Below are 25,511 nucleotides of genomic sequence, written 5' to 3'. Positions count from 1 at the left end.
GATCCTCAGCGGGCGCGCCTGAACAGCAGCACGACCAGCAGCAGCGCGAAGACGACGAAACAGACGAAGGACCAGTTGGCGATCGACAGGCCGAGGAAGGTCCAGTCGACCTTGGAGCAGTCGCCACTGCCGCGGAAGATCATCGGGATGGCGCGCTGCAGCGGGAAGGTCTCGATCATCCCGTAGATGTCGCGGCCGCAGGACACCGTTTCGGGCGGATACCACTGCAGCCAGCTCTGCTGCGCCGCGGTGTAGGCGCCGCCCGCGGCGCTGACCAGCGCCAGCGCGGCGCCCGTCTTCTGCAGCACCGGCTGGCCGGTCAGCGCAGCCAGGCCGGTGAACACCGCCACCAGCACCAGCGCATAGCGCTGCACGATGCACATCGGACAGGGCTCGAGCCCGACCACGTGCTGCAGGTACATGCCGAAAGCCAGCATGGCCACGCAGGCCAGACAGATCAGCGCCAGGGCGCGGCGCGGTGCCGCGAAATACCAAGAGATCAAGGGGATACCCAGTCTTCCACGAATACCTTGGCCTTGCGTGGCGTGGCGACGACCGTGTCGCCTTCGCCTAGACCCAGGTCCCGGAACTGTTGCGCAGGGAGTTGCGCTTCGATGATGGTTCCGGACGCAGGATTATGCTGATCCGTTTCGACCGGCCGGAGTTCCAGCCGCGCGATCGGTCCGACCACGATCGCACGCTCGATCTTCGCGACCAGGCCGCCGCTGGACGCGCCCGTGACATAGCGTTCGACCGTCAGGTCGTGCGGCCGAACATAGGCCAGCGCCTTGCTGTCCTGCACGCCGCTGTGCTCGGGCGACTGCAGGCGGATGCCTTCGAGCTGCACCTCGCCCTCGTGGGCGCGGCCGTGGAACAGGTTCACGTCGCCCAGGAAGCCGTAGACGAAGGGGCTGGCCGGATGGTCCCAGACCTCCTGCGGCGAGCCGACCTGTTCGATCCGGCCCTTGTTGATCACCACCACGCGGTCGGCCACCTCGAGCGCCTCTTCCTGGTCGTGGGTGACGAAGATCGAGGTGACGTGCAGCTCGTCGTGCAGCCGGCGCAGCCAGCGGCGCAGCTCCTTGCGCACCTTGGCGTCGAGCGCGCCGAAGGGCTCGTCGAGCAGCAGCACCTTGGGCTCCACCGCCAGCGCCCGCGCCAGCGCGATGCGCTGCCGCTGGCCGCCGGACAGCTGCGAGGGGTAGCGGTCGGCCAGCCAGTCGAGCTGCACCAGCTTCAGCAGGTCGGTCACCTTCTGCTTGATCTGCGCGTCCGACGGGCGCTCCTTGCGCGGCTTCACGCGCAGGCCGAAGGCCACGTTCTCGAACACGGTCATGTGGCGGAACAGCGCGTAATGCTGGAACACGAAGCCGACCTGGCGCTCGCGCACATGCACGTCGGTGGTGTCCTCGCCCGAGAACAGGATGCTGCCCTGGTCGGCCGTTTCCAGGCCCGCGATGATGCGCAGCAGCGTGGTCTTGCCGCAGCCCGAGGGGCCCAGCAGCGCGACCAGTTCGCCCGAGGCGATGTCGAGGTTGACGTCGTTCAGCGCGCGGAAGTCGCCGAACTGCTTGCTGACGTTGCGGATTTCGATGCTCATGATCTGGTTCTTTCTCTGTCAGGCCGCGCTGGTTTCCGGCGGACGCTCAGGGGGCAGTTCGGCAATGGCCTTCATCTCGCGCTCGTGGCGCCACTCGATCACCGACTTGATGACCAGCGTGACCACCGCCAGGATGGCCAGCAGCGAGGCCACGGCGAAGGCCGCGACCGACTGGTACTCGTTGTAGAGCACCTCGACGTGCAGCGGCATGGTGTTGGTCTGGCCGCGGATGTGGCCCGAGACCACCGACACCGCGCCGAACTCGCCCATGGCGCGCGCATTGCACAGGATCACGCCGTACAGCAGGCCCCACTTGATGTTGGGCAGGGTCACGCGCCAGAAGGTCTGCCAGCCGGTCGCGCCCAGCACGATCGCGGCCTGCTCCTCGTCGGTGCCCTGCGCCTGCATCAGCGGGATCAGTTCGCGCGCGATGAAGGGGAAGGTCACGAACACGGTCGCCAGCACGATGCCGGGCACCGCGAAGATGATCTTGATGTCGTGCGCGGCCAGCCAGGGGCCGAACCAGCCCTGGGCGCCGAACACCAGCACGTAGATCAGGCCCGCGACCACCGGCGACACCGCGAACGGCAGGTCGACCAGCGTGGTCAGCACGGCCTTGCCGCGGAACTCGAACTTGGCGATGGCCCAGGCCGCCGCCACGCCGAACACCAGGTTCAACGGCACCGCGATGGCGGCGGTGATCAGCGTGAGGCGGATCGCGCTCCAGGCGTCGGGTTCCTTGAGCGCCTCGAGGTAGGCGCCGAAGCCCTTGCGCAGGGCCTCGGTCGCCACCGCGGCCAGCGGCAGGATCAGGAACAGGAACATGAACAGCAGCGCGATGCCGATCAGCGTCCAGCGGACCCAGGGCGCCTCGGTGGTGCCGGCATTGGCGCGGCGGATGACTTTTTGGGGAGCGCTCATTTATTTTTCCATGGCTCGTGATACCAGGGACATCGTGGAACCGGCTTTGCCGGGCCACGGATGTCGCCCCCTTGAGGGGGAGGCGCCGAAGGCGCATCGGGGGTGGTTCATGATTCCGATCGGCGGCGTTGCCAGCCCTGGAGACCGTTGATCACCAGCAGCAGCAGGAAGGAGATGACCAGCATCACCAAGGCCACCGCGGTCGCGCCGGCGTAATCGTACTGCTCGAGCTTGCCGATGATGATCAGCGGCGTGATCTCCGAGATCATGGGCATGTTGCCCGCGATGAAGATCACCGAGCCGTACTCGCCGATCGCGCGCGCGAAGGCCATCGCGAAGCCGGTCAGCAGCGCCGGCAGGATCGAGGGGAAGATCACGCGGGTGAAGGTCTGCAGCCGCGTGGCGCCCAGCGAGGTGGCGGCCTCCTCCAGTTCCTTCTCGGTGTCCTCGAGCACCGGCTGCACGGTGCGCACCACGAAGGGCAGGCCGACGAAGATCAGCGCGACCACCACGCCCGCCGGCGTGAAGGCCAGCTTGATGCCGTGCGGCTCGAGGTACTGGCCGACCCAGCCGTTGCCGGCCAGCAGCGCGGTCAGTGAGATGCCGGCCACCGCGGTCGGCAGCGCGAAGGGCAGGTCGACCAGCGCATCGATGATCTTCTTGCCCGGAAACTTGTAGCGCACCAGCACCCAGGCCAGCAGCAGGCCGAACACCAGGTTGACCAGCGCCGCGATCAGCGAGGTGCCGAAGGTCAGCCGGTACGAGGCCATCACGCGCGGCGCAGTCACGGCCACCCAGAACTGGTCCCAGGTCAGCGTGAAGGTCTTGAAGACCAGCGCCGACAGCGGGATCAGCACGATCAGGCAGAGGTACAGCAGCGCGTAGCCGAGCGTCAGGTTGAAGCCCGGCAGCACGCGGTTGTTGCGTCGCCCTGGACGCGAAAGCGGCGCTGTCGCGGACGACAGCGCCGAAGAAGTCACACCACTCATGTTGAGCCCATGGTCTTATTCGTGGAACACCGCTGAACCGGCTTCGCCGGACCGCGGGTGTTGCCCCCCGGCAGGGGGGAGGAAGAAGGCGACGCGCCGTGCGCCGCCACCTGCGGGGCGGGTCACTTGCCGGGGGTGTAGATCTTGTCGAACTGGCCGCCGTCGTTGAAGTGCACCTTCTGCGCTTCGGCCAGGCCGCCGAACAGTTCCTGCACCGTGAACAGCTGCACCGGCTTGAAGGTGCTGGCGTACTTCTTGAGCACGGCCGGCGAACGCGGGCGCAGCGCATGCTTGGCGGCGATTTCCTGGCCCTCTTCCGAGTACAGGAAATCGAGGTAGGCCTTGGCCACGTCGGCCGTGCCCTTCTTGGCCACGGTGCGCTCGACCACGGCCACCGGGTTCTCGGCCAGCACGCTGATCGAGGGGTAGACGGCGTCGACCTTGCCGGCGCCGAACTCGCGGTCGATCGACAGCACTTCGGATTCGAAGGTGATCAGCACGTCGCCGATGTTGCGTTGCAGGAAGATGGTGGTGGCGTCGCGGCCGCCCTTGCCCAGCACCGGCACGTTCTTGAACAGCTTGCCCACGAACTCGGCCGCCTGCGCGTCGCTGCCGCCCTTCTTCTTCACGTAGCCCCAGGCCGCGAGGTAGGCGTAGCGGCCGTTGCCGCCGGTCTTGGGGTTGACCACCACGACCTGCACGCCGGGCTTGGTCAGGTCGTCCCAGTCCTTGATGCCCTTGGGGTTGCCGTTGCGCACCAGGAACAGCATGGTCGAGGTGGTGGGCGATGCGTTGTCGGGGAAGCGCTTGGACCAGTCCTTGGCCACCACGCCCAGGCCGGCCAGGTAGTCGATGTCGGTGGTGGTGTTCATGGTCACGACGTCGGCGTCGAGGCCGTCGCCCACCGCGCGCGCCTGGGCGCTCGAGCCGCCGTGCGCCTGGTCTACCTTCACGTCCTTGCCGGTGGCCTTCTTGTAGCTCGCGATGAAGGCCGGGTTGATGTCCTTGTAGAACTCGCGCGCCACGTCGTACGAGGCGTTGAGCAGGGTCGTGGTCTGCGCCAGCGCGGCGGAACCGGCCGCGGCGAAGGCGACGGCGACGAGGAGGGTCTTGATTCTGGTGGTCATGAAGTTGCCAAAGGTTCTGAAGAGGGTCGGCCCGCCAGCATCTGGCTGGGCGCTTCGGTCAGCGACTGGAGCAGTGCCAGGCCGAGCGGCCAGTCCCCGTGCCCCGAGTCGACGTTGATGTGGCCCGCATTCTGCATGCGAACGAATTCGCTGCCCCAGGCCCGCGCATAGGCGCCGGCCAGGCGCACCGGGCAGAAGGGGTCGTTGCTGCTGGCCACCACGATGCTGCGGTAGGGCAGCGCGGCGTAGGGCACGGGCGCGAAGTCGGCCAGCGCCGCCCGGCGCTCGGGGTCGGCCGGGGCCACCAGCAGGGCGCCCGCGATGCGCTCGACCACCGGCGGCGGCAGGTGCGCGACCGCGATGCAGCCCAGGCTATGGGCGGCCACGACCACCGGTGCGTCCTGCGCGAGGATCAGGTCGCCGATCGCCCGGATCCAGGATTCGCGCCGGGGCGACACCCAGTCGTCCTGCACCACGCGCGCGGCGTCGGCCAGGCCGTCGGCCCACAGGCTCTGCCAGTGGCCGGGACCCGAATCGCGCCAGCCCGGAACGATGACGACGCGATGCGTCACCGCACCCGCCCGGCAGCCGGCGCGTGCGCGCCGGTGATCAACGCCAGCTTCATCGCGTCTTATTTGTTCGGCTGGGGCGTGACGCGCAGGTACGGACGCACGGCCTTGAAGCCCTTGGGGAAGCGCTGGGCCAGTTCGGCCGGGTCCTGCAGGCTGGGGATGATCACCACGTCGTCGCCGTCCTTCCAGTTGGCGGGCGTCGCGACCTTGTGGCTGTCGGTGAGCTGCAGCGAATCGATCACGCGCAGGATCTCGTCGAAGTTGCGGCCGGTGCTGGCCGGGTAGGTCAGCGTGGTGCGCACCACGTGCTTGGGGTCGATGATGAACACGCTGCGCACCGTGGCGGTGGTCGAGGCGTTCGGGTGGATCATGTCGTACAGGTCGGCCACCTTGCGATCGGCATCGGCCAGGATCGGGAAGTTGACCGTGGTGTTCTGCGTCTCGTTGATGTCGGCGATCCAGCCCTGGTGCTTGTCGACCGGGTCCACGCTCACGGCGATCGGCTTCACGCCGCGCTTGGCGAACTCGCCCGACAGCGCGGCCGTCTTGCCCAACTCGGTGGTGCAGACCGGCGTGAAGTCGGCCGGGTGCGAGAACAGCACCACCCAGGAATCGCCAGCCCACTGGTGGAACTGGATCGGACCTTCGCTGGAGTCCTGCAGGAAATCGGGGGCGGTGTCGCCGAGTCGAAGGGTGGCCATGGTCGTCGCTCCTCAGTGGAATGGGGTTGGAGCACCGATTGTGGAAAGGCCGGCTCGGATAACAAACGAATATCTAATTGTTTGAATATGTCTTTTTGGCACTAAGGGCCAGCCGAAGCGCGGCCTCTTCCTCGCTCGCGCAGCCCACCGGTTCGTGCCCGTCCAGGTGCTCGGCCAGGAAATCGAGCAGGTGGCGCACCGCCGGCACCAGCGCCCGGCGCGGCGCGTACATCGCGTGCACCACGCCGGCCTGCGGCGCCCAGCCGGGCAGCACCTCGACCAGTTCGCCGCTGGCCAGCTCGCGCCGGCACATGTAGTCGGGCAGCATGCCGGCGCCCACGCCCTGCATGATCGCGATCTTGAGCGTCAGCAGGTCGTCGGCCACGTAGCGCGGGTGGTGCACCGCCTGGTAGGTGCGGCCGTCGGGGCCGGCCAGCGCCAGGGTGGCGCGGCCGTCGCCGGAGGACATGGCTACCGTGTCGATGCGCGCCAGGTCTTCCGGCCCCTGCAGCGGCCCTTGGTGCGGCAGCCGCTCGGCGCTCATCACCAGCATGCCGCGGCTCTCGCCGAAGCTGCGCGCCGCCAGCGTGGCGCTGTCTTCTATCGACGGACGCACGCGCAGCGCCAGGTCGACCCCCTCCTCCACCGGGTCGACCGGCCGGTTGAGCACGCGCATCTCGATGCGGACGCCGGGGAAGCGGCGCATGAACACGGGCAGCAGGGGCCCCACGCTGCTCTGCGCCAGCGTCACCGGGCAGGTGATGCGCACCGTGCCGCGCGGCTCGGTCTGCACCTGCGACACGGCCTCGGACGCGGCCTGGGCCGCGTCGCGCATCTCCACGCAGTAGCGCAGGTAGAGCTCGCCCGCGGGCGTGAGCGACAGCCGCCGCGTGCTGCGCTGGAGCAGTTGCACGCCCAGCGAGGCCTCGAGGTCGGCCACGCGCCGCGAGAGCCGCGACTTGGGCACGCCCAGCGCCTTGCTGGCCGAAGTGAAACCGCCCCGCTCCGCCACTTCGGCGAAGAAAACCATGTCGTTGAGGTCTTGCATCGGCCTATTGTCCCAAATTAAGAACGATGTGGCTCAAATTTACCGACTTATCAGTCACTGGTATCAAAAATAGAATTCTCTCCATGCCGGCCTTCCGTGCCGACCCTTCTGAATCGAAAGTGAGCGATTGATCATGAAACTTCTGCAAGTGGACGCCAGCGTTCTGGGCACCAACTCCGTCTCCCGCCAACTCACGGCCGACATCGTCGCCGAATGGCGCCGTGCACACCCCGACACCACGGTCGACTACCTCGACCTGGCCGTCGACACCCCCAACCATTTCGACGCCAACGCCCTGGGCATCAAGGTCGGCGTGCAGGCCGAACCGACCGAAGCGCAGAAGCGCGAGAACGCGGTCTCGGAAAAGCTGGTGAGCCAGTTCCTGGCCGCCGACGTGATCGTCGTGGGCGCGCCGCTCTACAACTTCAGCATCCCGACCCAGCTCAAGGCCTGGATCGACCGCCTGGCTCAGGCCGGCCGCACCTTCAAGTACACCGAGAAGGGCCCGGTCGGCCTGGCCGGCGGCAAGACCGTGATCGTGGCCTCGTCGCGCGGCGGCATCTACTCCACCAGCGAAGGTGGCCAGGCCGCCGAGCACCAGGAAAGCTACCTCAAGGTGGTGTTCGGCTTCTTCGGCATCACCGACGTGCGCATCGTGCGCGCCGAAGGCCTGGCGATGGGCGACGCGCCCAAGGCCGCGGCCATCGAATCGGCCCGCGCCGACATCCGCACCGCCACGGCCGAAGCGGCCAACCAGGCCGTCAGCCAGCTGGCTGCCTGAACCCGACGGGCCCTGGCGCCCGTGTCGAGGTTCAGCTTCCGTTGTGTGTTTTCACCCAGGCCACGTACTTGTCGACCCAGCTCTGCAGGAACTGCTTGCTGGCCTCCGACACGTGGCCCTTGTCGTCGAACAGCCCTTCCTTGTTCTGGATGAAGGCCTCGGGCTGGCCCAGCGTCGGCACGTCGAGGTAGGCCAGCACGTTGCGCAGGTGCTGCTGCGCCAGCGCGGTGCCGATGGCGCCCACCGACACCCCGATCACGCCGGCCGGCTTGCCGCCCCAGGCGTTCTGGCCATAGGGCCGCGAGGCATGGTCGATCGCGTTCTTCAGCACGCCCGGCACCGAGCGGTTGTATTCAGGCGTCACGAACAGCAGGCCCTGGGCCGCCGCGATCTCGGTCTTCAACCGCTTCACGGCCGGCGCCTGGTTGCCGTCTTCGTCCTGGTTGTAGAGCGGCAGGTCGCCGATCTCCAGGTGCTCGAAGGTGAAGTCCGAGGGCGCGAGGTGGGCCAGCGCCAGCGCCAGCTTGCGGTTGAAGGAATCCTTGCGCAGGCTGCCGATGACGACCGCGATCTTGTACTGACTCATGCAATCTCTCCAGAAATGGAAGTGGACGAAAAGAGGCTCAGGCGGGGTCGAGCACGCGCTCGATGGCCCGCTGCAGGTGCAGCAGCCCGAAGGACACGTCGACGAACTCGCCGTTGAGGTAGAACGTCGGCGTGGCGCGCACCCGCAACTGGGTCGCGACCTGCATCTGCTCCTGCACCCGCTGCAGGTAGACGTGGTCGCGCAGTTCGTTCTCGAAGCGCGCCATGTCCAGGCCGGCCTGCTGCGCATGCTCGCGCAGGTGCGCCTCGCCCAGCCGGTGCGCATGGGTGAACAGCAGGTCGTGGAAGGGCCAGAACTTGCCCTGCGCGCCCGCGGCTTCGGCCGCCTCGGCCGCCAGCTCGGCATGCGGGTGCACCTCGCGCAGCGGAAAGTGCCGGAACACGAAACGCACCTTGGGCCCGAAGTGGTCCAGCATGATCTTCACGGCCGGGTAGGCCTGGGCACAGGACGGGCACTCGAAATCGCCGTACTCGACCAGCGTGGCGCGCGCGCCGGGCGGTCCCAGCACATGGTCCGTCGACGCGTCGGGTTCGAGCAGGCGCTGGGGGTTCACTGCGGCATTCATGGCGTTCTCCAGGGAGAGGCGGAACGCACAGTATGACGCCGACAGATGTCTCAGGACGTAGGCGTCAGGTGCAAGGTTTCTTCTGCAGGCTGGCCTGCGTGACGCTGGCGCCCGCGGGCACGTCGTCGGTGATCCAGACGTTGCCGCCGATGGTCGCACCCTTGCCCAGCGTGACGCGCCCCAGGATGGTCGCGCCGGCATAGATCACCACGTCGTCCTCCACCACCGGATGGCGCGGCAGGCCCTTCTGCAGATGGCCTTCGGCATCGGTCGGGAAGCGCTTGGCGCCCAGCGTCACCGCCTGGTAGAGCCGCACGCGCTCGCCGATCACCGCCGTCTCGCCGATCACCACGCCGGTGCCGTGGTCCATGAAGAAGCCGGCGCCGATGGTCGCGCCCGGGTGGATGTCGATGCCGGTCTGCCCATGGGCCAGCTCGGCCACGATGCGCGCCAGCAGCGGCAGGCCCAGGCCGTAGAGCCGGTGCGCGAGGCGGTAGTGGATCATCGCCAGCACGCCCGGATAGCACAGCAGCACCTCGTCGACGCTGCGCGCCGCCGGGTCGCCCTGGTAGGCAGCGAGCACGTCGCTGTCGAGCAGGCGGCGGATCTGCGGCAGCGAGGCGCCGAAGGCCTTGACGGCCGCGCTGGCCTGCGCATCGAGCGCCGCCTCGTCGAGCGACTGCTGGCGGCCCACATAGCGCAGCTCGAGCCGGGCCTGCGTGACCAGGCCCATCAGCGCCGCGTCGAGCGTGTGGCCGACGTAGAAATCCTCGCTCTCGTGGCGCAGGTCGGGCGGACCCAACCGCATCGGGAACAGCGCGCCCTTGAGCGCCTCGACGATCTCGGTCAGGGCCTCGCGCGAGGGGAATTCACGGCCCACGGGTTCGCGTGAGCGCTTTTGCGAGTCGCGCCACTCATGGCGTGCGTCGCGCAGGGCGCGGACGATGTCGTCGACGTCGAAGGATTGCATGGTCGGTTGCCGCTTCACGCGGCGAGAAAAACAAACGGAAGGCATCGGTTGTAGCGCAAAAGCCGGACACCGACCGCGACCGCGGTCATTCCGCGCCCGGACAGATGGGAACGATTCTCATTGAATAACTACAATCGCCGCCAATGTCCGCCTCTCGCCCTGCATCCGATTCCATGCACCTCGTGCAACAGCTGTTCTCGGACCACCATGCGTGGCTGACCGGCCGACTGCAGGCCCGCCTGGGCAATGTCGCCGACGCCCAGGACCTGGCTTCCGAGACCTTCGTGCGGATGGTCGGCCAGCGGGACCTCGACGCGGTCCAGGAGCCGCGCGCCTTTCTCACCACCATCGCGAAACGCCTGCTGTTCTCGTTCTGGCGCCGACGCGAGCTGGAGCGCGCCTACCTGGACACGCTGGCCCTGCGCCCCGAGGAGACGGCCCCCTCGCCCGAGGAGCGCGCCGTACTGATCGAGACGCTCGAGCACATCGCGCAGGCCCTCGACGGCCTCGCGCTCAAGGCGCACCAGGCCTTCCTGCTGAGCCAGCTCGACGGCCTGGGCTACCACGCGATCGCGGCCGAACTCGGCATCTCGCACAGCACGGTGCGCCGCCACATGGCCGATGCCTTCGGGCGCATCGCCATGGCCATGGCACGCCAGCAGGCGGGCCTCGCGTGCACGGCACGCGTCACGGCCAGCGTGTGAACGTGGCGCTCGAACTCGACGCCGCCACCCAGGCGGCGGTGCGCTGGATGGTCGCGCTGCATTCGGGCGACACCACGGCCGCCGAACGGCGCGACTTCGATGCCTGGCTGCTCGCCAGCCCCCATCACCGGCAGGCCTGGCAGCAATTGAGCGGCGCGCTCGTCGGCACGCTGGCACCGGCGCGCGGGGCCGCGGCCGATGCGCCGGGCGCCCTGCTGGGCGAGGTGCTCGCCCGGCAGGATGCCCGCACCCGTCAACGCCGCCGGCTGCTGCGCGGTGCGCTCGGGCTGGGCGGCCTCGCGGCCGGTGCGGCGCTGGTCGCCGAGCGCCAGCTGCCCCTTGCGCAGCTGACGGCCGACCTGCGCACCGGCACGGGCGAGCGGCGCGAGCTCGCACTGCCCGACGGCAGCCGGCTCACGCTCGATGCGCGCTCCGCGGTCGACCTGGACTTCCGCGCCGGCCACCGCACCGTGACCCTGCGCCAGGGCGCGTTGATCGCGCAGGCTGCGTCGGTACGCCCCGGTGAGGACGCGCCCTTCATCGTGCGCACGGTGCATGGCACGCTGCGCGCGCTGGGCACCGGCTTCGTCGTCCGGCTCGACGCCGCACACAGCCAGGTCGGCATGCTGGAGCACAGCGTCGAGATCCGGACCGCGCAAGGCCGGCGCGAGACGCTGGCCGAGGGCCGCAGCGCGCGCTTCGACGCCCGGGGCATCACGTTCACCGACGAAGCCCCGGCGGCCAGTGCCGCCTGGCGGCGGGGCATGCTCGAAGCGCACGACCAGACGCTGGGCGAGGTGGTGGACACCTTGCGCGCCTACCGCAGCGGCTTCGTGCGCATCACGCCCGAAGCCGCCGCACTGCGCGTGTACGGCACCTATGCACTCGACGACACCGACCGCGCCCTGACCGCGCTCGGCGAGACGCTGCCGGTGCGGATCCGCATCTTCCAGCGCGGCTGGCTGGTGCTCATCGAACGCAGCTGACGCGCTGCGACGCGGCCGGCGCCCTCCGGCGACGCGCAAGAAATTGAACACTTTTTCAAACTCGAACGACAAGCCTCGGGACCCCTTCGACATCCGCTCTTTCCCGAGGACTTCATGCCCGCCCTTTTCCCTTCGCGCCCGGCCCTGCTGGCGCTGGCCGCCGCCGCCCTGATCGGCAACCTGCAAGCACAGGCCCAGACCCCGGCGCCCGCCCCCGTGGCCCACGCCTATGACCTGCCCGCCCAGCCGCTGGGCAGTGCGCTGGCGCGCATCGCCGGCACCAGCGGCCAGCAGATCAGCATCGATGCGGCGCTGGTACGCGGCCTGACGGCGCCCGCCGTGCGCGGCAGCCTCACGACGCAGCAGGCCGCGCGCGCCGCGCTCGCGGGCAGCGGACTCGAACTCACGCGCACCGACAGCGGCAACTGGTCGGTGCGGCGGGCCACCACGGCGGCGGCCAGCGCAGCCGCGCCCGCCGAAAACCGGACCCTCGACGAAGTGCTGGTCACCGCCGAGGGCGAGCGCGACGCGGTCTCCGAAGGCACGGGCTCCTATGCCGCGCGCGCGCTGACCCTCGGCAAGCAAGTGCAAAGCGTGCGCGACATTCCGCAGTCGGTCTCGGTGCTCACACGCCAGCAGCTGGACGATCGCAACATCGGCAGCCTCAACGACGCGATGCGCACGGTCACCGGCATCTCGGTCGAGACCTCGAGCACGGGCGGCAACCATGGCAACTTCTACGCGCGCGGCCATGCCATCGACACCGTGCAGATCGACGGCGTCTCCACGCCGGCCAGCACCGGCAACGACCTGTCGACCGGCTTCGGCCTGGCCATCTACGACCGTGTCGAGGTGCTGCGCGGGCCGGCCGGCCTGTTCCAGGGCGGCGGCGATCCGGGCGGCAGCATCAACCTCGTGCGCAAACGCGCCCAGAAGGATTTCGCGCTGAACTATGAACTCGGCGCAGGCTCGTGGGACCGCTACGAGGCACAGGTCGACGTGACCGGCGCGCTGGACGCGACCGGTCGTGTGCGCGGCCGGCTGGTCGGCGCCTACCAGGACCAGCGCTCCTTCGTCGACAACGTCGGCTCGCGCAAGCCGCTGCTCTACGGTACGGTCGCCGTCGACCTCACGCCCGACACCACGCTCACCGGCGGCATCACCCGTCAACAGTACAAGGGGCGTCCGGCCTTCGGCCTGCCGGCCTATGTCGACGGACGCTTTCTCGACGTGCCACGTTCGACCAACCTCGACCCGAGCTGGAACCACATCACGGAGGACGTGAAGGAGTACTTCGGCGAGATCGACCACCGCCTGGCCAACGGCGGGCGCGCCAAGCTGAGCCTGGTGTACCGCGAGCAGGACGAGCCGACGCGCAAGTTCGGCTGGTCCGACTGCGCGGTCGATCCGGCGACGGGCGACAGCTGCCTGGTCAGCTGGATGTACCGCAGCCACTGGAAGACCCATGGCGCCGATGCCTTCGTGAGCACGCCCTTCACGGCCCTCGGCCGCACGCACGAGCTCACCTTCGGCGCGGACTACCGCAGCATCCGCAAGGTCTTCCAGTACGGCGGCGGCGACGGGGCCTACATCAATGCCTACCAGCCCGACAACGAAGTGCCCGAGCCGGGCTACAGCTTCGCCAACGGCAACGACAGCCGGACCGTGCAGTACGGCACCTACGCCCGCGCCAACCTCAAGGCCGGCGACCGGCTCTCGGTGGTGCTCGGCGGCCGCCTGAGCTGGTGGGAGAACAAGGCGCAGAACCGCAACGCCTACTTCAACCAGTTCAGCGACACGCGCGCCAGCATCGACCGCAAGTTCACGCCCTTCGCGGCGCTGGTCTATGCGCTGACGGACAGCACCTCGGCCTATGCCAGCTATTCCAGCATCTTCTCGCCGCAGACCGCGACCGACATTGCGGGCCAGGTGCTGCGCCCCCGCACCGGCAGGCAGGCCGAGATCGGCCTCAAGGCCGAGCTGTTCGACAAGCAGGCCAATGCGCACGTGGCCCTGTTCCGCATGGAAGACGTCAACCGCGCCATGACGGACCCCGACAACCTGCTGTTCTCGATCGCCGGCGGCAAGATGCGCAGCGAGGGGCTCGAGACGGAGATCACCGGGCGCCTGGCACGCGGCTGGGACCTGAGCGCGGGCTATGCCTACACCCGCACGAAGACGCTGGAAGGCACCGACGAGCAGAAGCAGCAGCTCTACACCTACATCGCGCCGCGCCACACGCTCAACGTCTGGACCAGGTACCGCTTCGATGCCGACTCCGCGCTGCACGGCTTCAGCATCGGCGGCGGCCTGCGCAGCGTGAGCAGCACCTACCGCCTGGCGGGCGACGTGAAGTTCGAACAGAAGCCCTACGGCGTGGCGTCGGTGCAGGTCGGCTACCGCTTCAACCCCCAGCTGGAAGCCACCTTGACCATCGACAACCTGTTCGACAAGGTCTACTACCAGCGCGTCTGGGCCGCCTACGGCTCCAACTTCTACGGTGAACCGCGCAGCGTGATGCTGTCGCTGCGTGGAAGGTTCTGAGGCACCGCACGGGTGGGCGCGCACGCCCACCCGTGCCCGCTCATGTCATTCCGAGGTCTGGATCGTCTCGCCCTTGAGCGCGCCGTAGTCGCGGATGTTGCCGGCGCGCCGCTTCCAGCCGGCGATGGTGCGGCGCGGATGGATCAGCGACACGAAGTAGTAGATCAGCTTGAACATCCGCAGCGACTGGCGGTAGGCCGGCCCCTGGTTGTGGATGTCGGCCGCCAGCAGCGACATCAGGCCCTGCTTGGCGTTGAAGGCGTTGTTGGGGTGCATGAACATGTCGCGGATCGTCGGGTTCGTGACCCGGTAGATGAACCACGAGTAGTCGCGCGGGCCGACGCGCATGCGCTTTTCCAGCGCACGGCGCGCGGCCGGCAGCTCGGCCGGCCGGTCGAGCGCGGTGGCCACCAGCTCGGCACCGTCGAAGGCGCTCTGCATCGCGAGGAACACGCCCGAGGAGAACATCGGGTCGATGAAGGTGAAGGCGTCGCCCACCATCAGGTAGCGCTCGCCGGTGGCGTGGGTGCTGGCGTAGCTGAAGTTGCCGGTGGCGTGCACCGCATCGTCGACCAGGGTCGCGTCCTTCAAGCGGTCGGCGAGCTCGGGGCACAGCGCGATGGTGTCGTGGAAGTAATCCTTGAGCGGCTTGTCGCGCGCCTTCAGGTAGTAGGCCCAGCACACCGCGCCCACGCTGGTCGTGCCGTCGGCCAGCGGGATGAACCAGAACCAGCCGTGCTCGAACCAGCAGATGCTGATGTTGCCCTCGCGCTTGCCCTCGAGCCGGCGCGCGCCGCGGAAGTGGCCGAACAGCGCGGTGCTGTTGTGCTCGGTGTTCTTCTTCTTGGACTGCAGCTTGGTGGCCAGCAGCGTGTCGCGCCCGCTCGCGTCGACCACGAACTTCGCGCGCCAGCTGCGGCGCGCGCCGTCGTCGAGCACGGCCTGCACCGTGGCGCCGCCGTCGTCGAAATCGACCTGGCGCACCTGCGCGCCCTCGAGCGTCAGCGCGCCCTCCTTCGTCGCGTTGCGGAACAGCAGTTCGTCGAGTTCCGAGCGCCGCACCTGCCAGGCCGAATCGAGCTTCGGATTCCAGCCCTCGGAGAAATCCACATAGCTGCGGTAAGGCAGGTCGGGCGGCACGAACTCGATGCCGAACTTGGGCATGCCGATCTTCTCGACCTGGTCGCGCACGCCCAGCTTCTCGAACAGCTCGACGTTGCCGGGCAACAGCGATTCGCCGATGTGGAAGCGCGGATGGTGCGCCTTCTCGAGCATCACGACGCGCCGGCCCTGGCGCGCGAGCAACGTGGCGATGGTCGAGCCGGCGGGTCCGCCGCCGATCACCAGCACGTCGCATTCCTGGCTTGCTTCCATGGGGTCCGCTCTCCTTTGATTCGATGCGTGCATTGTGACGCCGCCTAGCGGCCCGCCACCCCGCGGACCGGCGCGCCGCGCCGCCGCTCGATCAGCGTCAGCAGCGGCCCGGTGGCCGCGGTCGTCGCCAGCGCCATCACCAGCAGCATGGTGAACAGTTCGGGGCCGATCAGGCCCGCGTCGAGGCCGACCTTGATCACGATCAGCTCCATCAGCCCGCGCGAGTTCATCAGCGCGCCGGTCGACAGGCTCTCGCGCCAGTCGTAGCCGCAGACGCGCGCGCCGGCCGCGCCGCCGACGACCTTGCCCACGGTCGCCACCAGCAGGATCAGGCCCAGCGCGCCGAGGCCGGCATTGGCGAAGGCGCCCGGGTGCGTGCCCAGCCCGGCCAGCGCGAAGAAGATGGGCATCAGCACGATGACCGACAGCGGCTCGAGGCGCTCGACCAACGCATGCAGCAAGCGGTTGTCGCGCGGCAGGCTGATGCCGAACAGGAAGGCGCCGAACACCGCGTGCAGGTGCAGCCACTCGGTGACCATGGCGCAGGCAAACAGCCCGATCATCAGGCCGGCCAGCAGCATCGGCGTGGGCGTGCCGTCGGGCGCGTAGCGGCGCAGCGCCCAGGCCAGCAGGGGCCGCACCGCCAGGAACACCACCGCCACCAGCGCGGCCAGCCCGCAGGCGATGCGCACGAAGGCCGACCAGCCGCCGCCCGCGCTGGCCAGCGCCACGACCAGCGCCAGCAGCACCCAGGCGAATGCATCCACCACGCCGGCCGCCGAGAGCGCGAGCTGGCCGACCCGGGTGTGGGTCATGCCGCGGTCCTTGAGGATCCGCGCCAGAACGGGAAAGGCGGTGATCGACAGCGCCACGCCGATGAACAGCGCGAAGGGCCAGAAGGCCACGCCCGCGGGCGCCAGCGCGTGGTGCAGCATCGGCGCGATCGCCAGGCCCAGCACCATCGGCAGCGCCATGCTCGACAGCCCGACCCAGCCGGCCGCGCGCAGCTGCGCGCCCATGCCCGCGGGCGCGCGCAGTTCAGCGCCGACGATGAACATGAACAGCACCACGCCCACCATCGCCAGCGAGGACAGCGCGGGCAGCGAAGCGGCCGGGAACAGCTGGGCGTGCCACTGCGGGAACAGCGCGCCGAACACGATCGGCCCGAGCAGGATGCCGGCGGCCATCTCGCCGATGACCATCGGCTGGCCGAAGGCGCGCAGCAGCAGGCCGCAGGCGCGGGCCACCGCCAGGATCACGGTCAGTTGGAGGAGCAGGAGGGTCAGCGACATGACATGAACCGAAGCGATGGAAGGACGGCATGTTAGGCCCTGCGACAGCCGCCGCGGGCGCCGGGCCGCGGCGGCCCGGGCTGTCGCGCAGGCGATAGCACTCCCCGGGAAAGCCCGGGGGGTGCGCCCGACCCCTCGCCCTAGGCTGTGCCGTCGCAGCCCCACCCTCACGTCCGGAGACCCCACGATGAAGATCCAACGCGCCCGCCGCCCGCTCCGCTTGCTCGCACTGATCGCCCCTCTGGCCCTGGCCGCCTGCGGCGGCGGCGGCGATTCCGCGTCCGCCCCCGAGGAAACCCGCGCGCAGGACAGCCGCAACAGCTTCGCGCCGGTCGACCCGACGGCCAAGACCTTCGCCGCCATGACGGCTGCGGGCGACACGGTCGACCCGGCCACCACCAGCCGCTGGGCCGGGGTGCTGGGCGGCGCGGCCTACCGCGTCGAGGTGCCGGCCAACTGGAACGGCAAGCTGGTGATGTACGCCCATGGCTACGCGGGCGAAGGCAATGCGCTCGCCGTGACCAACCCGTCGATCCGCCGCTACCTGATCGCCAACGGCTATGCCTGGGCCGCCTCGAGCTACAGCAAGAACTACTACGACGTGCGGGTGGGCGTGGAGGACACCAACGCCCTGGCGCTGGCCTTCAACCAGATCGCGGCCGCCAATGGCCGCACGCTGGCCAGCCCGACGCGCACCTACATCACCGGCCATTCGATGGGCGGCCACATCACGGCGGCCGCCATCGAGGACGAGGCCCTCGCCACCGCGAGGAACAAGGTGCGCTACAACGGTGCCGTGCCCATGTGCGGCGTGCTGGGCGACACCGAGCTGTTCGACTACTTCGCCGGCGCGCAGGTCACGGCCCAGGCGATCGCGGGCGTGGCGAAGAACCCGTTCCGCAACTGGGGCGACGTGCAGGCGCAGGTCACGACGGCGCTGTTCACCCAGTTCCCGACGGCACCGGTCGGCACCACCGCGCTGGGCAACCGCTACAAGTCGGTGCTGAAGAACCTCACCGGCGGCGAGCGCCCGCTGTTCGACCTCAGCCTGGCCTACGGCGGCTCCTTCTCCGCGGTATGGGGCGTGTTCGGCCGCGACGGCACGGTCAACGGCATCCTCAACAAGGACCTCGTCGACACCCGCCGCTTCACCTACACCATCGACAACGACACCGCCGGTTCGGCCGCGCTCAATGCCGCCGCGCTCCAGGTCACGGGCCAGCCCGATGCCAACCGGCTGCGCCGCGACGGCCTGCGCTGGATCCCGGTCGCCAACGGCGAGTTCAGGATCCCCGTGGTGACGCTGCACACGCTGGGCGATCTCTACGTGCCCTTCAGCATGGAGCAGATCTACAAGAAGCGCGTCGCGGCCAAGGGCAACGACGGCTGGCTGGTGCAGCGCGCGATCCGCGGCCTCACCCATTGCGACTTCACCGTGGCCGAGCAGGTCGAGGCCTTCGACGCCATGGTCAAGTGGGAACGCGACGGCGTGAAGCCCGCCGGCGACGACGTGCTGACGGCCACCACCGTGGCGCAGCCGACCTACGGCTGCACCTTCACCCGCAACACCGTCGGCGGCGACGACGCGGCCAGTACCGGCCAGCTGCGGGGCCTGATCGCGCAGAGCGGGCAGAGCTGCCCGGTGCGATAGGGCGCAGGGCCCCCGTCGTGCGGGGGCGGCCGTTTCGATATCTGCCGCACGGATATCGAAACGCACAAATCTTCCTTCGGACGCAGGCGACGGACTCCTAGAGTGGGTCGGTTCCACCTCTCCCGAAGCACCGATGAGCCGCTCCCCCACCCCGCCCCGCCAACTCCATCTCAACGTCAACATCCTGCACTCGGGCTTCGTGCCCTCGGCCTGGCGCCTGCCCGAGAGCGACCCGCACGCCTTCACCGACGTGCAGCACTACATCCGCGTGGCGCGGATCGCGGAGGCCGGCAAGCTCGACGCGGTGTTCCTGGCCGACAACGCGGCCATCGTCGACCAGATCCACTTCCGTCCGATCACCGCGCTCGAACCCACGGTGCTGCTGGCCAGCATCGCCGCGGCCACCACCCACATCGGCGTGATCGGCACCGCCTCGACCAGCTACAACGAACCCTTCAACATCGCGCGCCGCTTCGCCACGCTCGACCATGTGAGCGGCGGGCGCGCGGGCTGGAACGTGGTGACCACGGCCGACGTGCCCTCGGCCCGCAACTTCGGCCTCGATGCCGCGCCCGACCATGCGCAACGCTACGGCCGCGCCAGCGAGTTCACCGACGTCGTCAAGGCGCTGTGGCACAGCTGGGCCGACGACGCCTTCGTCGGCGACAAGGCCAGCGGCCGCTTCATCGACCCCGCCAAGGTGCGGCCCATCGCGCACCGCGGCGAACATTTCGGGGTGGCCGGTGCGTCCACGCTGCCGCGCACGCCGCAGGGCCACCCGGTGCTGGTCCAGGCCGGCGGTTCGGCCGACGGCCGCGAGCTGGCCTCGCGCCATGCCGAGGCGGTGTTCTCGGCCTCGCAGTCCTTCGAGGAATCGCTGGCCTACAGCCAGGCGCTGAACCGCCGCGCGGCCGAGCTGGGCCGCGGCCCGCATGCCGTCAAGGTGCTGGCCGGCCTGACCACCATCATCGGCGCCACCGAGGCCCAGGCCCGCGCGCGCCGCGATGCGCTGGTCGACCTGATTCCCTGGGACTACAGCCTGGCCCGGCTGGCCGGCATCCTGGGCGTGACGCCCGATCGGCTGGCGCTGGACAAGACCCTGCCCGAGGACCTGGCGCTGCCCGCCGGCGGCAACGGCAACCACACCTTCTTCCAGGCCACGCTGGCGGCCGCGCGCAGCGGCGGCCTCACGGTCCGCCAGCTGGTGCGCGAGCTCGCGGGCGGCGGCGGCCACCGCGTGATCGTCGGCACGCCCGAGCAGATCGCCGACGACATCGAACACTGGTTCAAGGGCGGCGCGGCCGACGGCTTCAACCTGATGCCCGACCAGCTGCCCGACGGGCTGCAGGACTTCGTCGACGGCGTGGTGCCGATCCTGCAGAAGCGCGGCCTGTTCCGCACCGAGTACAGCGGCCGCACGCTGCGCGAGCACCTGGGCATCGCCCTTCCTGGGTATCCGGGCCACCCGGGCCATGTGCCGCCGGCCGACCTGCACCGCGCGGAGCCCGCGCTGGCACAGGTCGACTGACCGCCGCTCAGGCCGCTGCCACCAGCGGCCTGGGCACCGCCGAGAGCAGCGCGCGCGTGTAGGCGTGCTGCGGCCGCAGGAACACCTCGTCCACCGGCCCGTGCTCGACGATGCGGCCCTCATTGAGCACCAGCACGCGGTCGGCGATGTGGTGCACCAGGTTGATGTCGTGCGAGATGAACAGCAGCGCCGTGCCCAGGCGCGACTGCAGCTCGCCGATCAGGTCGACCACCTGCGCCTGGATCGAGATGTCCAGCGCCGACAAGGGCTCGTCGCACACGATCAGCGCGGGTTCGGCCGCCAGGGCACGCGCGATCGCGACGCGTTGCCGCTGGCCGCCCGACAAGGTGCGCGGCGAACGGTCGATCACCGCGGCACCGAGCCCGACCTGTTCGAGCAGCGCGGCGATGCGGCGCGACGCCGCCGCGCCCGACAGCCCGCCCAGGTTCTCCGCGATCACGTCGCGCACCGTGTAGCGCGGGTCGAAGCTGCTCAGCGGGTCCTGCGGGATGTACTGCAGCCTGGGCCGCAGCGCGCGACGCGCGCCTTCGGACTGCCCCGACCACGCTCGGCCCAGCAGCCGCACCCGGCCCGCGTCCGGTTCGAGCAACCCCAGCACGATCTTCGCGCAGGTCGACTTGCCCGAGCCCGATTCGCCGACCAGCCCGAGCACCTCGCCCGCGCCGATGGAAAAGGAGACCTCGCTCAGCGCCACGAAGTCGGGCGCGGACGCGGTCCGGCCGCCGCGCGCGAAGCGCTTGCCGATGCCCTCGACCTCGATCACCACATCGCCGCCTGTCACCGCGCGCGGCGGCAGCGGGTCGCGCACGAGCTGCGTGCGGCCCTCGGTGGCCGACGACGCGAAGCGCGCCGACGCGAGCCGGCTCCCCTTGGACGAGGCCGAGGGCACGGCCGCGATCAACTGGCGCGTGTACGGGTGCCGCGGCCTCGACAGCACCTCGGCGGTCGGGCCCGACTCCACCACGCGGCCGGCGCGCATCACGAGCACGCGGTCGGCGATCTCGGCCACCACCGACAGGTCGTGGCTGATCAGCAGCAGGCCCACGCCGTCGTCGCGCACGCGGCGCGACAGCACCTCGATCACCTGCTTCTGGATGCTGGCGTCGAGCGCCGTCGTGGGCTCGTCCGCGATGATCAGGCGCGGCTGGCCGGCGATGGCGGCGGCGATCAGCGCGCGCTGGCGCAGGCCGCCCGACAGCTGGTGGGCGTACTGCCGCATGCGCACTTCCGGATCGGGGATGCCCACGCGCGCCAGCGTGTCGAGCGTGCGCTGCACGACGGCGCCGCGCCCGCGCAGCAGCCGGTGGTGCGTGAGCACCTCGCCGACCTCCTGGCCGATGGACCGCAAGGGGTCCAGCGACACCAGCGCGTCCTGCATCACCAGCCCGGCGAAGGTGCCGCGCTGGCGCCGCCAGGCGGCCTGGTCGAAGCGCTGCGCGTCGGCGCCTTCGAGCAAAAAGCGCCGTGCCGACACCTGCGCGCCCGGGCCGGCCAGGTCGAGCAGGCTGCGCGCGGTCACGCTCTTGCCCGAGCCCGACTCGCCGACCAGCGCCACGCACTCGCCCGGCCGGATCAACAGGTCGACCGACTCGACCACCGCGCGCCGGCCTTCGGGGCCGTCGAAGTGGATGCTCAGGCCTTCGATGTCGACCAGCGGCGCCGGCAGCGAATCGATGCGTCGTTCAAGAACGGCGCTCATGCCGACCGCCCTTCGAAGCGGCGCTGCAGATGGTGCCCCAGCACGGTGAACGCGATCACAGTCAGCGTGATCGCGGCGCCGGGGAAGACGCCCGGCCACCAGGCCACGCGCAGCACGTCGCGGCTCTCGGCCAGCATCACGCCCCATTCAGGCGTGGGCGGCTGCGGGCCCAGGCCGAGGAAGCTCAGGCCCGAGGTCGCGAGGATGGTCGAGCCGACGTAGATGGTCGCGGTCACCGGCACCGCCACCAGCACGTTCGGCAGCACATGGCGCAGGAAGACCTGGGCGCGGCTCTTGCCGTAGATGTAGGCATGCGTCACGTAGTCCGCGTTGCGCACCACCTGCGTCTGGGCTCGCACCACGCGGCCGAACTTCGGGATGCCGGCGATGCCCACCGCCATCGCGATGTTCGCCATGCCCTGGCCCAGGAAGATCACCACCAGCATCGCCAGCAGCACGCCGGGGAAGGACGAGATCACGTCGAGCAAGCGCGAGATGCCCTCGTCGAGCAGCCGGTTGCGCTGGCCTGCGGCCATGCCCAGCAACACGCCAAAGAACACCGAGATGGCGGTGCTGCCCAGGCCGATGGCCAGCGAATAGCGCGCGCCGTACAGCGTGCGCGCCAGCACGTCGCGGCCCAGCCGGTCGGTGCCGAAGGGATGTTCGACGCCCGGCGGCTGCAGCACCGCGAGGAAGTCGCCTTCCAGCGGATCGTGCGGCGTGAGCCAGCCCGGCGCGACCGCCGCGACCAGCAGCACGAGCACGAACAGCGCCGACAGCAACGCCCCGACGGGCAGGCGCCGTTGCCGGCGCGGCGCGGCCTCGGCGGTGCCGCCCGGGGCCGGCCCGGCGATCGCCTGTGAAGAAGCATTCATGGCGTTTTCAACCTCGGATCGATCAGCACGTAGAGCAGGTCCAGCAGCGTCGATGCCGCCACATGGATGAAGGCCGCGAGCAGCACCACGGCCAGCACCACCGGCACGTCGTGGCTCAGCACCGCGTTGAGCGTGACGGTGCCCAGGCCCGGCCGGCCGAACACCTTCTCGGTGATCACCGCCCCGCCCAGCAGGCCGCCGATGAGCCAGCCGCCCAGGGTCATCACCGGCAGCGCCGCATGGCGCAGCACATGGCGCACGCGCACCCGCCATTCGGTCAGCCCGCGGGCGCGCACCGTGACCACGAAGGGCTGGTCGAGCGTCTTCTCCATCGCCTCGCGCAGCACCTGCGTCAGCAGGCCGGCCGTGGGCAGCGCCAGCGTGATGGCCGGCAGCACCAGCGAGGCCCAGCCCTGGTCGCCGGAGACCGGCAGCCACTGCAGCGTGAACGAGAAGGCCATCAGCAGCAGGATGCCGAGCCAGAACACGGGGGTCGAGGCGAACACCAGCTCGACGAAGGACGCGACCGCGCGCGCGATGCGCCCCTGCCCGGAGGTGAGCGTCGCCACCACCACCGCGATCAACAGCGCCAGGATGCCGGCGCTCACCGCGAGATGGACCGTGGGCCAGAGCTGCGAGGCCACCACATCGGCGACCGGCGTGCGCAACTCGTAGGAGGTGCCGAAATCGCCTGACGCGATGCGCCGCAGGAAATCGATGTACTGCGCCGGCAGGCTGCGGTCGAGCCCCCACTCGGCGGCAATCGCCTCGCGCAGGCCCGGGTAGTCCAGGTCGCCGGCCAGGATGTCCGCGATGTTGCCCGGCAGCGCATGCAGCGCGAAGAAGGCCGCCGTGGTGCTGCCCCAGGCCACCACCACGCTCGCGCCGAGGCGCGAGGCAGCGCGGCGCCACAGCGACGACATCACTTCGCGTCCAGCCAGACGTCGTGGAAGTTGGACGGCGAATCGAGCTGCGTTTCGAAGGACAGGCCGCGCACGGCGGCCTTGGCCGCCAGCTGGTAGTTGGCCGAGAACAGCGGCACGATGATGCCCTGGTCGACCGCGCGGCGCTGCGCGTCCTCGACCAGCTTCTTCTTGCCTTCGGCGCTGGTGGAAGCCAGGGCGTCGTTGATCAGGCGGAACAGCTCCTTGTCGCCCTGGTCGGCCACGGCGTGGATGAAGCCGCTCTCGCCGATGTTGCCCTGCAGCTCCTGCGCGGCGTCGGCCGGCAGGTAGGTGTTGGGGTAGATGGTCCAGTTGCCCTTCTGCAGTTGCTGCGCCCATTCGCCGCCGGTGATGAAGCGCAGCTTCAGGTCGAAGCCCAGGTTCTTGCGCAGCTGCGCCTGCAGCCCCTGGATCAGCACCTCGCGGTTGTCGCGGATGAAGGGCTGCGGGTAGCCGACCTCGATCGACAGGCGCTGGCCGTCCTTGGTGCGGTAGCCCTCGGCATCGCGCGTAGTCCAGCCGGCTTCGTCGAGCAGGCGGTTCGCGCCCTTCACGTCGTTGCCCCAGCTGTTCTCGAGCGCCTTGTTGTAGAAGTGGTTGTCGGGCCCGATGTTGGACCAGGCGCGGCGGTAGGTGCCGCGATAGACGCTGTTGACCAGCGCCCCGATGTCGGCGCCGTCACGCAGCGCGCGGCGCACGCGCACGTCGGTCGCGGGTGGGATGGTGTAGTTCACATTGAGCGTGAACGAGGTCTGCGCACCGGCGGGCCCGACCAGGAACTGGAAACCCGGCCGGCCCTTGAACAGGCCCACGTCGGTCGGCTGCACGCCTTCGATCACGTCCACCTGGCCCGAGGACAGCGCACCCGCGCGCACCGCGTATTCGGGCAAGAAACGCACCGTGAGCCGGTCCAGGTAGGCCGCGCCGGGGTGTGCGGCATAGCCCGGTGCCCAGGCGTAGTCCTTGTTCTTCACGAACGAAGCCGACTGCCCGCGCGTGTAGTTCTCGAACACAAAGGGGCCGGTGCCGGCCAGCGCCGGGCCGCCCGCGCACAGGCCGTCGCCCGACTGCAGCGCCTTGGGCGAGATCAGGCCCAGGCGCACGCTGGCGATGGATTCGAGCAGGCCCGAGTCCGGGCGCGCGAGCTGCAGCCGCACCTCGGTCGGCGACACCACCTGCACGGCGGTGACCGCCTTCAGCAGCTCGCCAGCCGCGTTGGTGTTCTTGGTGTCGCGCACGAAGTCGAAGTTGAACTTCACGGCCTCGGCATCGAGCTTGCTGCCGTCGTGGAACAGCACGTTGGGCCGCAGCTTGAAGCTGTAGGTCTTGCCGTCCGCCGACACCGACCATTCCTGCGCCAGCCAGGGCAGGAACCTGCCGCCCGTGCCCTTGGCCACCAGCGAGTCGATGTAGTTGCGGATGACGATGTAGGAGTTCTGCTGCGTCGAGCGGTGGGGGTTGAAGCAGATCGGATCGGTTGTCACGCCGAAGGTGAGCTGGCCGCCGGAGCGCGGTGTCTCCGCCGCCGTCGCAGTGCCGAGGAAGAGCGCGCAGGCTGCGGCGAGGCCGAACGAAAAGCGAAGGCTGCGGCCGGGCGCACGGCCGGAGGCGAGGGGGAGAGACATCCTGGAGTCCTGGGTGAATGGCGCAGGGCACGGCATCGTGGGATGCGGGCCGCCGCGGCTGGGAGAAGAAAGAAAAAGAGGTCGCGCGAAGGGCGAGGCCTGCGGATTCTTCGTGCTGCCGCGCGCCGCGGGAACGAAGACTTCGGCAGATGCTTAGTTGCCCAGCGAGGAAGCGGCGGCCCCCCGGCGCGCAGTCCCCGCGCCGGCATGCCGTGCCCTGCGCCATTCACCCAGGACTCCAGGATGTCTCTCCCCCTCGCCTCCGGCCGTGCGCCCGGCCGCAGCCTTCGCTTTTCGTTCGGCCTCGCCGCAGCCTGCGCGCTCTTCCTCGGCACTGCGACGGCGGCGGAGACACCGCGCTCCGGCGGCCAGCTCACCTTCGGCGTG

General features: G+C 69.7%; 23 protein-coding genes. 6 read left to right on the top strand and 17 right to left on the bottom strand.

Annotated elements, in window-relative coordinates; translation table 11 throughout:
* Positions 1–5 precede the first annotated feature (5 nt).
* The 8 genes from A9977_RS33900 to A9977_RS33865 form a co-directional block, all read right to left on the bottom strand.
* Positions 6–503, bottom strand: coding sequence for a disulfide bond formation protein B (locus A9977_RS33900; protein WP_183029309.1), 498 nt, complete (start codon positions 501–503; stop codon positions 6–8).
* Complete coding sequence (locus A9977_RS33895) at positions 500–1,600, bottom strand: sulfate/molybdate ABC transporter ATP-binding protein (protein ID WP_183029308.1); 1,101 nt, start codon at positions 1,598–1,600, stop codon at positions 500–502. Before A9977_RS33895 ends, A9977_RS33900 begins: the two co-directional genes overlap by 4 nt.
* Before the next feature lie 18 nt (positions 1,601–1,618).
* A complete protein-coding gene (gene cysW / locus A9977_RS33890; RefSeq protein ID WP_183029307.1) occupies positions 1,619–2,521 on the bottom strand; it encodes a sulfate ABC transporter permease subunit CysW in 903 nt (300 codons plus the stop codon).
* A gap of 107 nt (positions 2,522–2,628) precedes the next feature.
* Positions 2,629–3,510: a sulfate ABC transporter permease subunit CysT gene (gene cysT, locus A9977_RS33885; protein WP_183029306.1), complete on the bottom strand. Its 882-nt coding sequence runs from the start codon at positions 3,508–3,510 to the stop codon at positions 2,629–2,631.
* A gap of 122 nt (positions 3,511–3,632) precedes the next feature.
* Positions 3,633–4,637, bottom strand: coding sequence for a sulfate ABC transporter substrate-binding protein (locus A9977_RS33880; protein WP_183029305.1), 1,005 nt, complete (start codon positions 4,635–4,637; stop codon positions 3,633–3,635).
* On the bottom strand, positions 4,634–5,209 hold the full coding sequence (locus A9977_RS33875) for an alpha/beta hydrolase (RefSeq protein WP_183029304.1): 576 nt from the start codon (positions 5,207–5,209) through the stop codon (positions 4,634–4,636). Before A9977_RS33875 ends, A9977_RS33880 begins: the two co-directional genes overlap by 4 nt.
* Positions 5,210–5,268: 59 nt before the next feature.
* Entirely contained in the window at positions 5,269–5,910 is a 642-nt protein-coding gene (locus A9977_RS33870; protein ID WP_183029303.1) for a peroxiredoxin, read from the bottom strand.
* A gap of 73 nt (positions 5,911–5,983) precedes the next feature.
* Complete coding sequence (locus A9977_RS33865) at positions 5,984–6,958, bottom strand: LysR family transcriptional regulator (protein ID WP_183029302.1); 975 nt, start codon at positions 6,956–6,958, stop codon at positions 5,984–5,986.
* A 133-nt stretch (positions 6,959–7,091) separates the two neighbouring features.
* On the opposite strand from A9977_RS33865, the gene A9977_RS33860 reads away from it, so the two are divergent.
* Positions 7,092–7,739, top strand: coding sequence for an FMN-dependent NADH-azoreductase (locus A9977_RS33860; RefSeq protein WP_183029301.1), 648 nt, complete (start codon positions 7,092–7,094; stop codon positions 7,737–7,739).
* Between the two features lie 31 nt (positions 7,740–7,770).
* Here the strand turns inward: A9977_RS33860 and A9977_RS33855 are convergent, their stop codons facing one another.
* The 3 genes from A9977_RS33855 to epsC all read right to left on the bottom strand — a co-directional run bounded on the left by A9977_RS33855 (position 7,771) and on the right by epsC (position 9,881).
* Positions 7,771–8,325, bottom strand: a complete 555-nt coding sequence (locus A9977_RS33855) for an NADPH-dependent FMN reductase (RefSeq protein ID WP_183029300.1) — start codon at positions 8,323–8,325, stop codon at positions 7,771–7,773.
* 37 nt (positions 8,326–8,362) lie between these two features.
* Positions 8,363–8,911 (bottom strand): thioredoxin domain-containing protein, encoded by a 549-nt coding sequence (locus tag A9977_RS33850; protein WP_183029299.1) that lies wholly within the window; start codon positions 8,909–8,911, stop codon positions 8,363–8,365.
* A 64-nt stretch (positions 8,912–8,975) separates the two neighbouring features.
* On the bottom strand, positions 8,976–9,881 hold the full coding sequence (epsC, locus tag A9977_RS33845; RefSeq protein ID WP_183029298.1) for a serine O-acetyltransferase EpsC: 906 nt from the start codon (positions 9,879–9,881) through the stop codon (positions 8,976–8,978).
* A gap of 173 nt (positions 9,882–10,054) precedes the next feature.
* Between epsC and A9977_RS33840 the strand changes: the two genes are divergently transcribed.
* The 3 genes from A9977_RS33840 (at position 10,055) to A9977_RS33830 (ending at position 14,115) form a co-directional block, all read left to right on the top strand.
* A complete protein-coding gene (locus A9977_RS33840) occupies positions 10,055–10,585 on the top strand; it encodes a sigma-70 family RNA polymerase sigma factor (RefSeq protein ID WP_183029297.1) in 531 nt (176 codons plus the stop codon).
* Positions 10,555–11,571: a FecR domain-containing protein gene (locus A9977_RS33835; RefSeq protein ID WP_310936245.1), complete on the top strand. Its 1,017-nt coding sequence runs from the start codon at positions 10,555–10,557 to the stop codon at positions 11,569–11,571. The genes A9977_RS33840 and A9977_RS33835 overlap by 31 nt, the downstream gene beginning before the upstream one ends.
* A gap of 114 nt (positions 11,572–11,685) precedes the next feature.
* The gene (locus A9977_RS33830) at positions 11,686–14,115 is read left to right on the top strand and encodes a TonB-dependent receptor (protein ID WP_183029296.1); all 2,430 of its coding nucleotides are present in this window, start codon (positions 11,686–11,688) and stop codon (positions 14,113–14,115) included.
* A gap of 45 nt (positions 14,116–14,160) precedes the next feature.
* Here A9977_RS33830 and A9977_RS33825 read toward each other — a convergent pair whose 3' ends face one another.
* Both A9977_RS33825 and A9977_RS33820 read right to left on the bottom strand, forming a co-directional pair.
* Positions 14,161–15,489, bottom strand: coding sequence for an NAD(P)/FAD-dependent oxidoreductase (locus A9977_RS33825; RefSeq protein ID WP_183029295.1), 1,329 nt, complete (start codon positions 15,487–15,489; stop codon positions 14,161–14,163).
* A 44-nt stretch (positions 15,490–15,533) separates the two neighbouring features.
* Positions 15,534–16,781, bottom strand: coding sequence for a cation:proton antiporter (locus tag A9977_RS33820; protein WP_183029294.1), 1,248 nt, complete (start codon positions 16,779–16,781; stop codon positions 15,534–15,536).
* A 187-nt stretch (positions 16,782–16,968) separates the two neighbouring features.
* On the opposite strand from A9977_RS33820, the gene A9977_RS33815 reads away from it, so the two are divergent.
* The gene (locus A9977_RS33815) at positions 16,969–18,432 is read left to right on the top strand and encodes a S9 family peptidase (protein ID WP_183029293.1); all 1,464 of its coding nucleotides are present in this window, start codon (positions 16,969–16,971) and stop codon (positions 18,430–18,432) included.
* 133 nt (positions 18,433–18,565) lie between these two features.
* Entirely contained in the window at positions 18,566–19,960 is a 1,395-nt protein-coding gene (locus A9977_RS33810) for an LLM class flavin-dependent oxidoreductase (RefSeq protein ID WP_183029292.1), read from the top strand.
* A gap of 7 nt (positions 19,961–19,967) precedes the next feature.
* Here A9977_RS33810 and nikE read toward each other — a convergent pair whose 3' ends face one another.
* Genes nikE through A9977_RS33790 form a run of 4 tightly spaced genes read right to left on the bottom strand, consistent with a single transcriptional unit; the run spans position 19,968 to position 25,124 of the window.
* On the bottom strand, positions 19,968–21,680 hold the full coding sequence (gene nikE, locus A9977_RS33805; protein WP_183029291.1) for an ABC transporter ATP-binding protein: 1,713 nt from the start codon (positions 21,678–21,680) through the stop codon (positions 19,968–19,970).
* The gene (locus A9977_RS33800) at positions 21,677–22,555 is read right to left on the bottom strand and encodes an ABC transporter permease (protein ID WP_183029290.1); all 879 of its coding nucleotides are present in this window, start codon (positions 22,553–22,555) and stop codon (positions 21,677–21,679) included. The genes nikE and A9977_RS33800 overlap by 4 nt, the downstream gene beginning before the upstream one ends.
* Positions 22,552–23,478, bottom strand: coding sequence for an ABC transporter permease (locus tag A9977_RS33795; RefSeq protein WP_259652266.1), 927 nt, complete (start codon positions 23,476–23,478; stop codon positions 22,552–22,554). The genes A9977_RS33800 and A9977_RS33795 overlap by 4 nt, the downstream gene beginning before the upstream one ends.
* Positions 23,478–25,124, bottom strand: coding sequence for an ABC transporter substrate-binding protein (locus A9977_RS33790; protein ID WP_183029289.1), 1,647 nt, complete (start codon positions 25,122–25,124; stop codon positions 23,478–23,480). Before A9977_RS33790 ends, A9977_RS33795 begins: the two co-directional genes overlap by 1 nt.
* Positions 25,125–25,511 lie beyond the last annotated feature (387 nt).

Origin of the sequence: Variovorax sp. UMC13 (genome assembly GCF_014170375.1) — a bacterium.
In the GTDB taxonomy this organism is placed as follows: domain Bacteria; phylum Pseudomonadota; class Gammaproteobacteria; order Burkholderiales; family Burkholderiaceae_C; genus Variovorax.
Note: the sequence above shows the minus strand (reverse complement) of the source record. Positions and strands in the feature narration are given on the sequence as shown.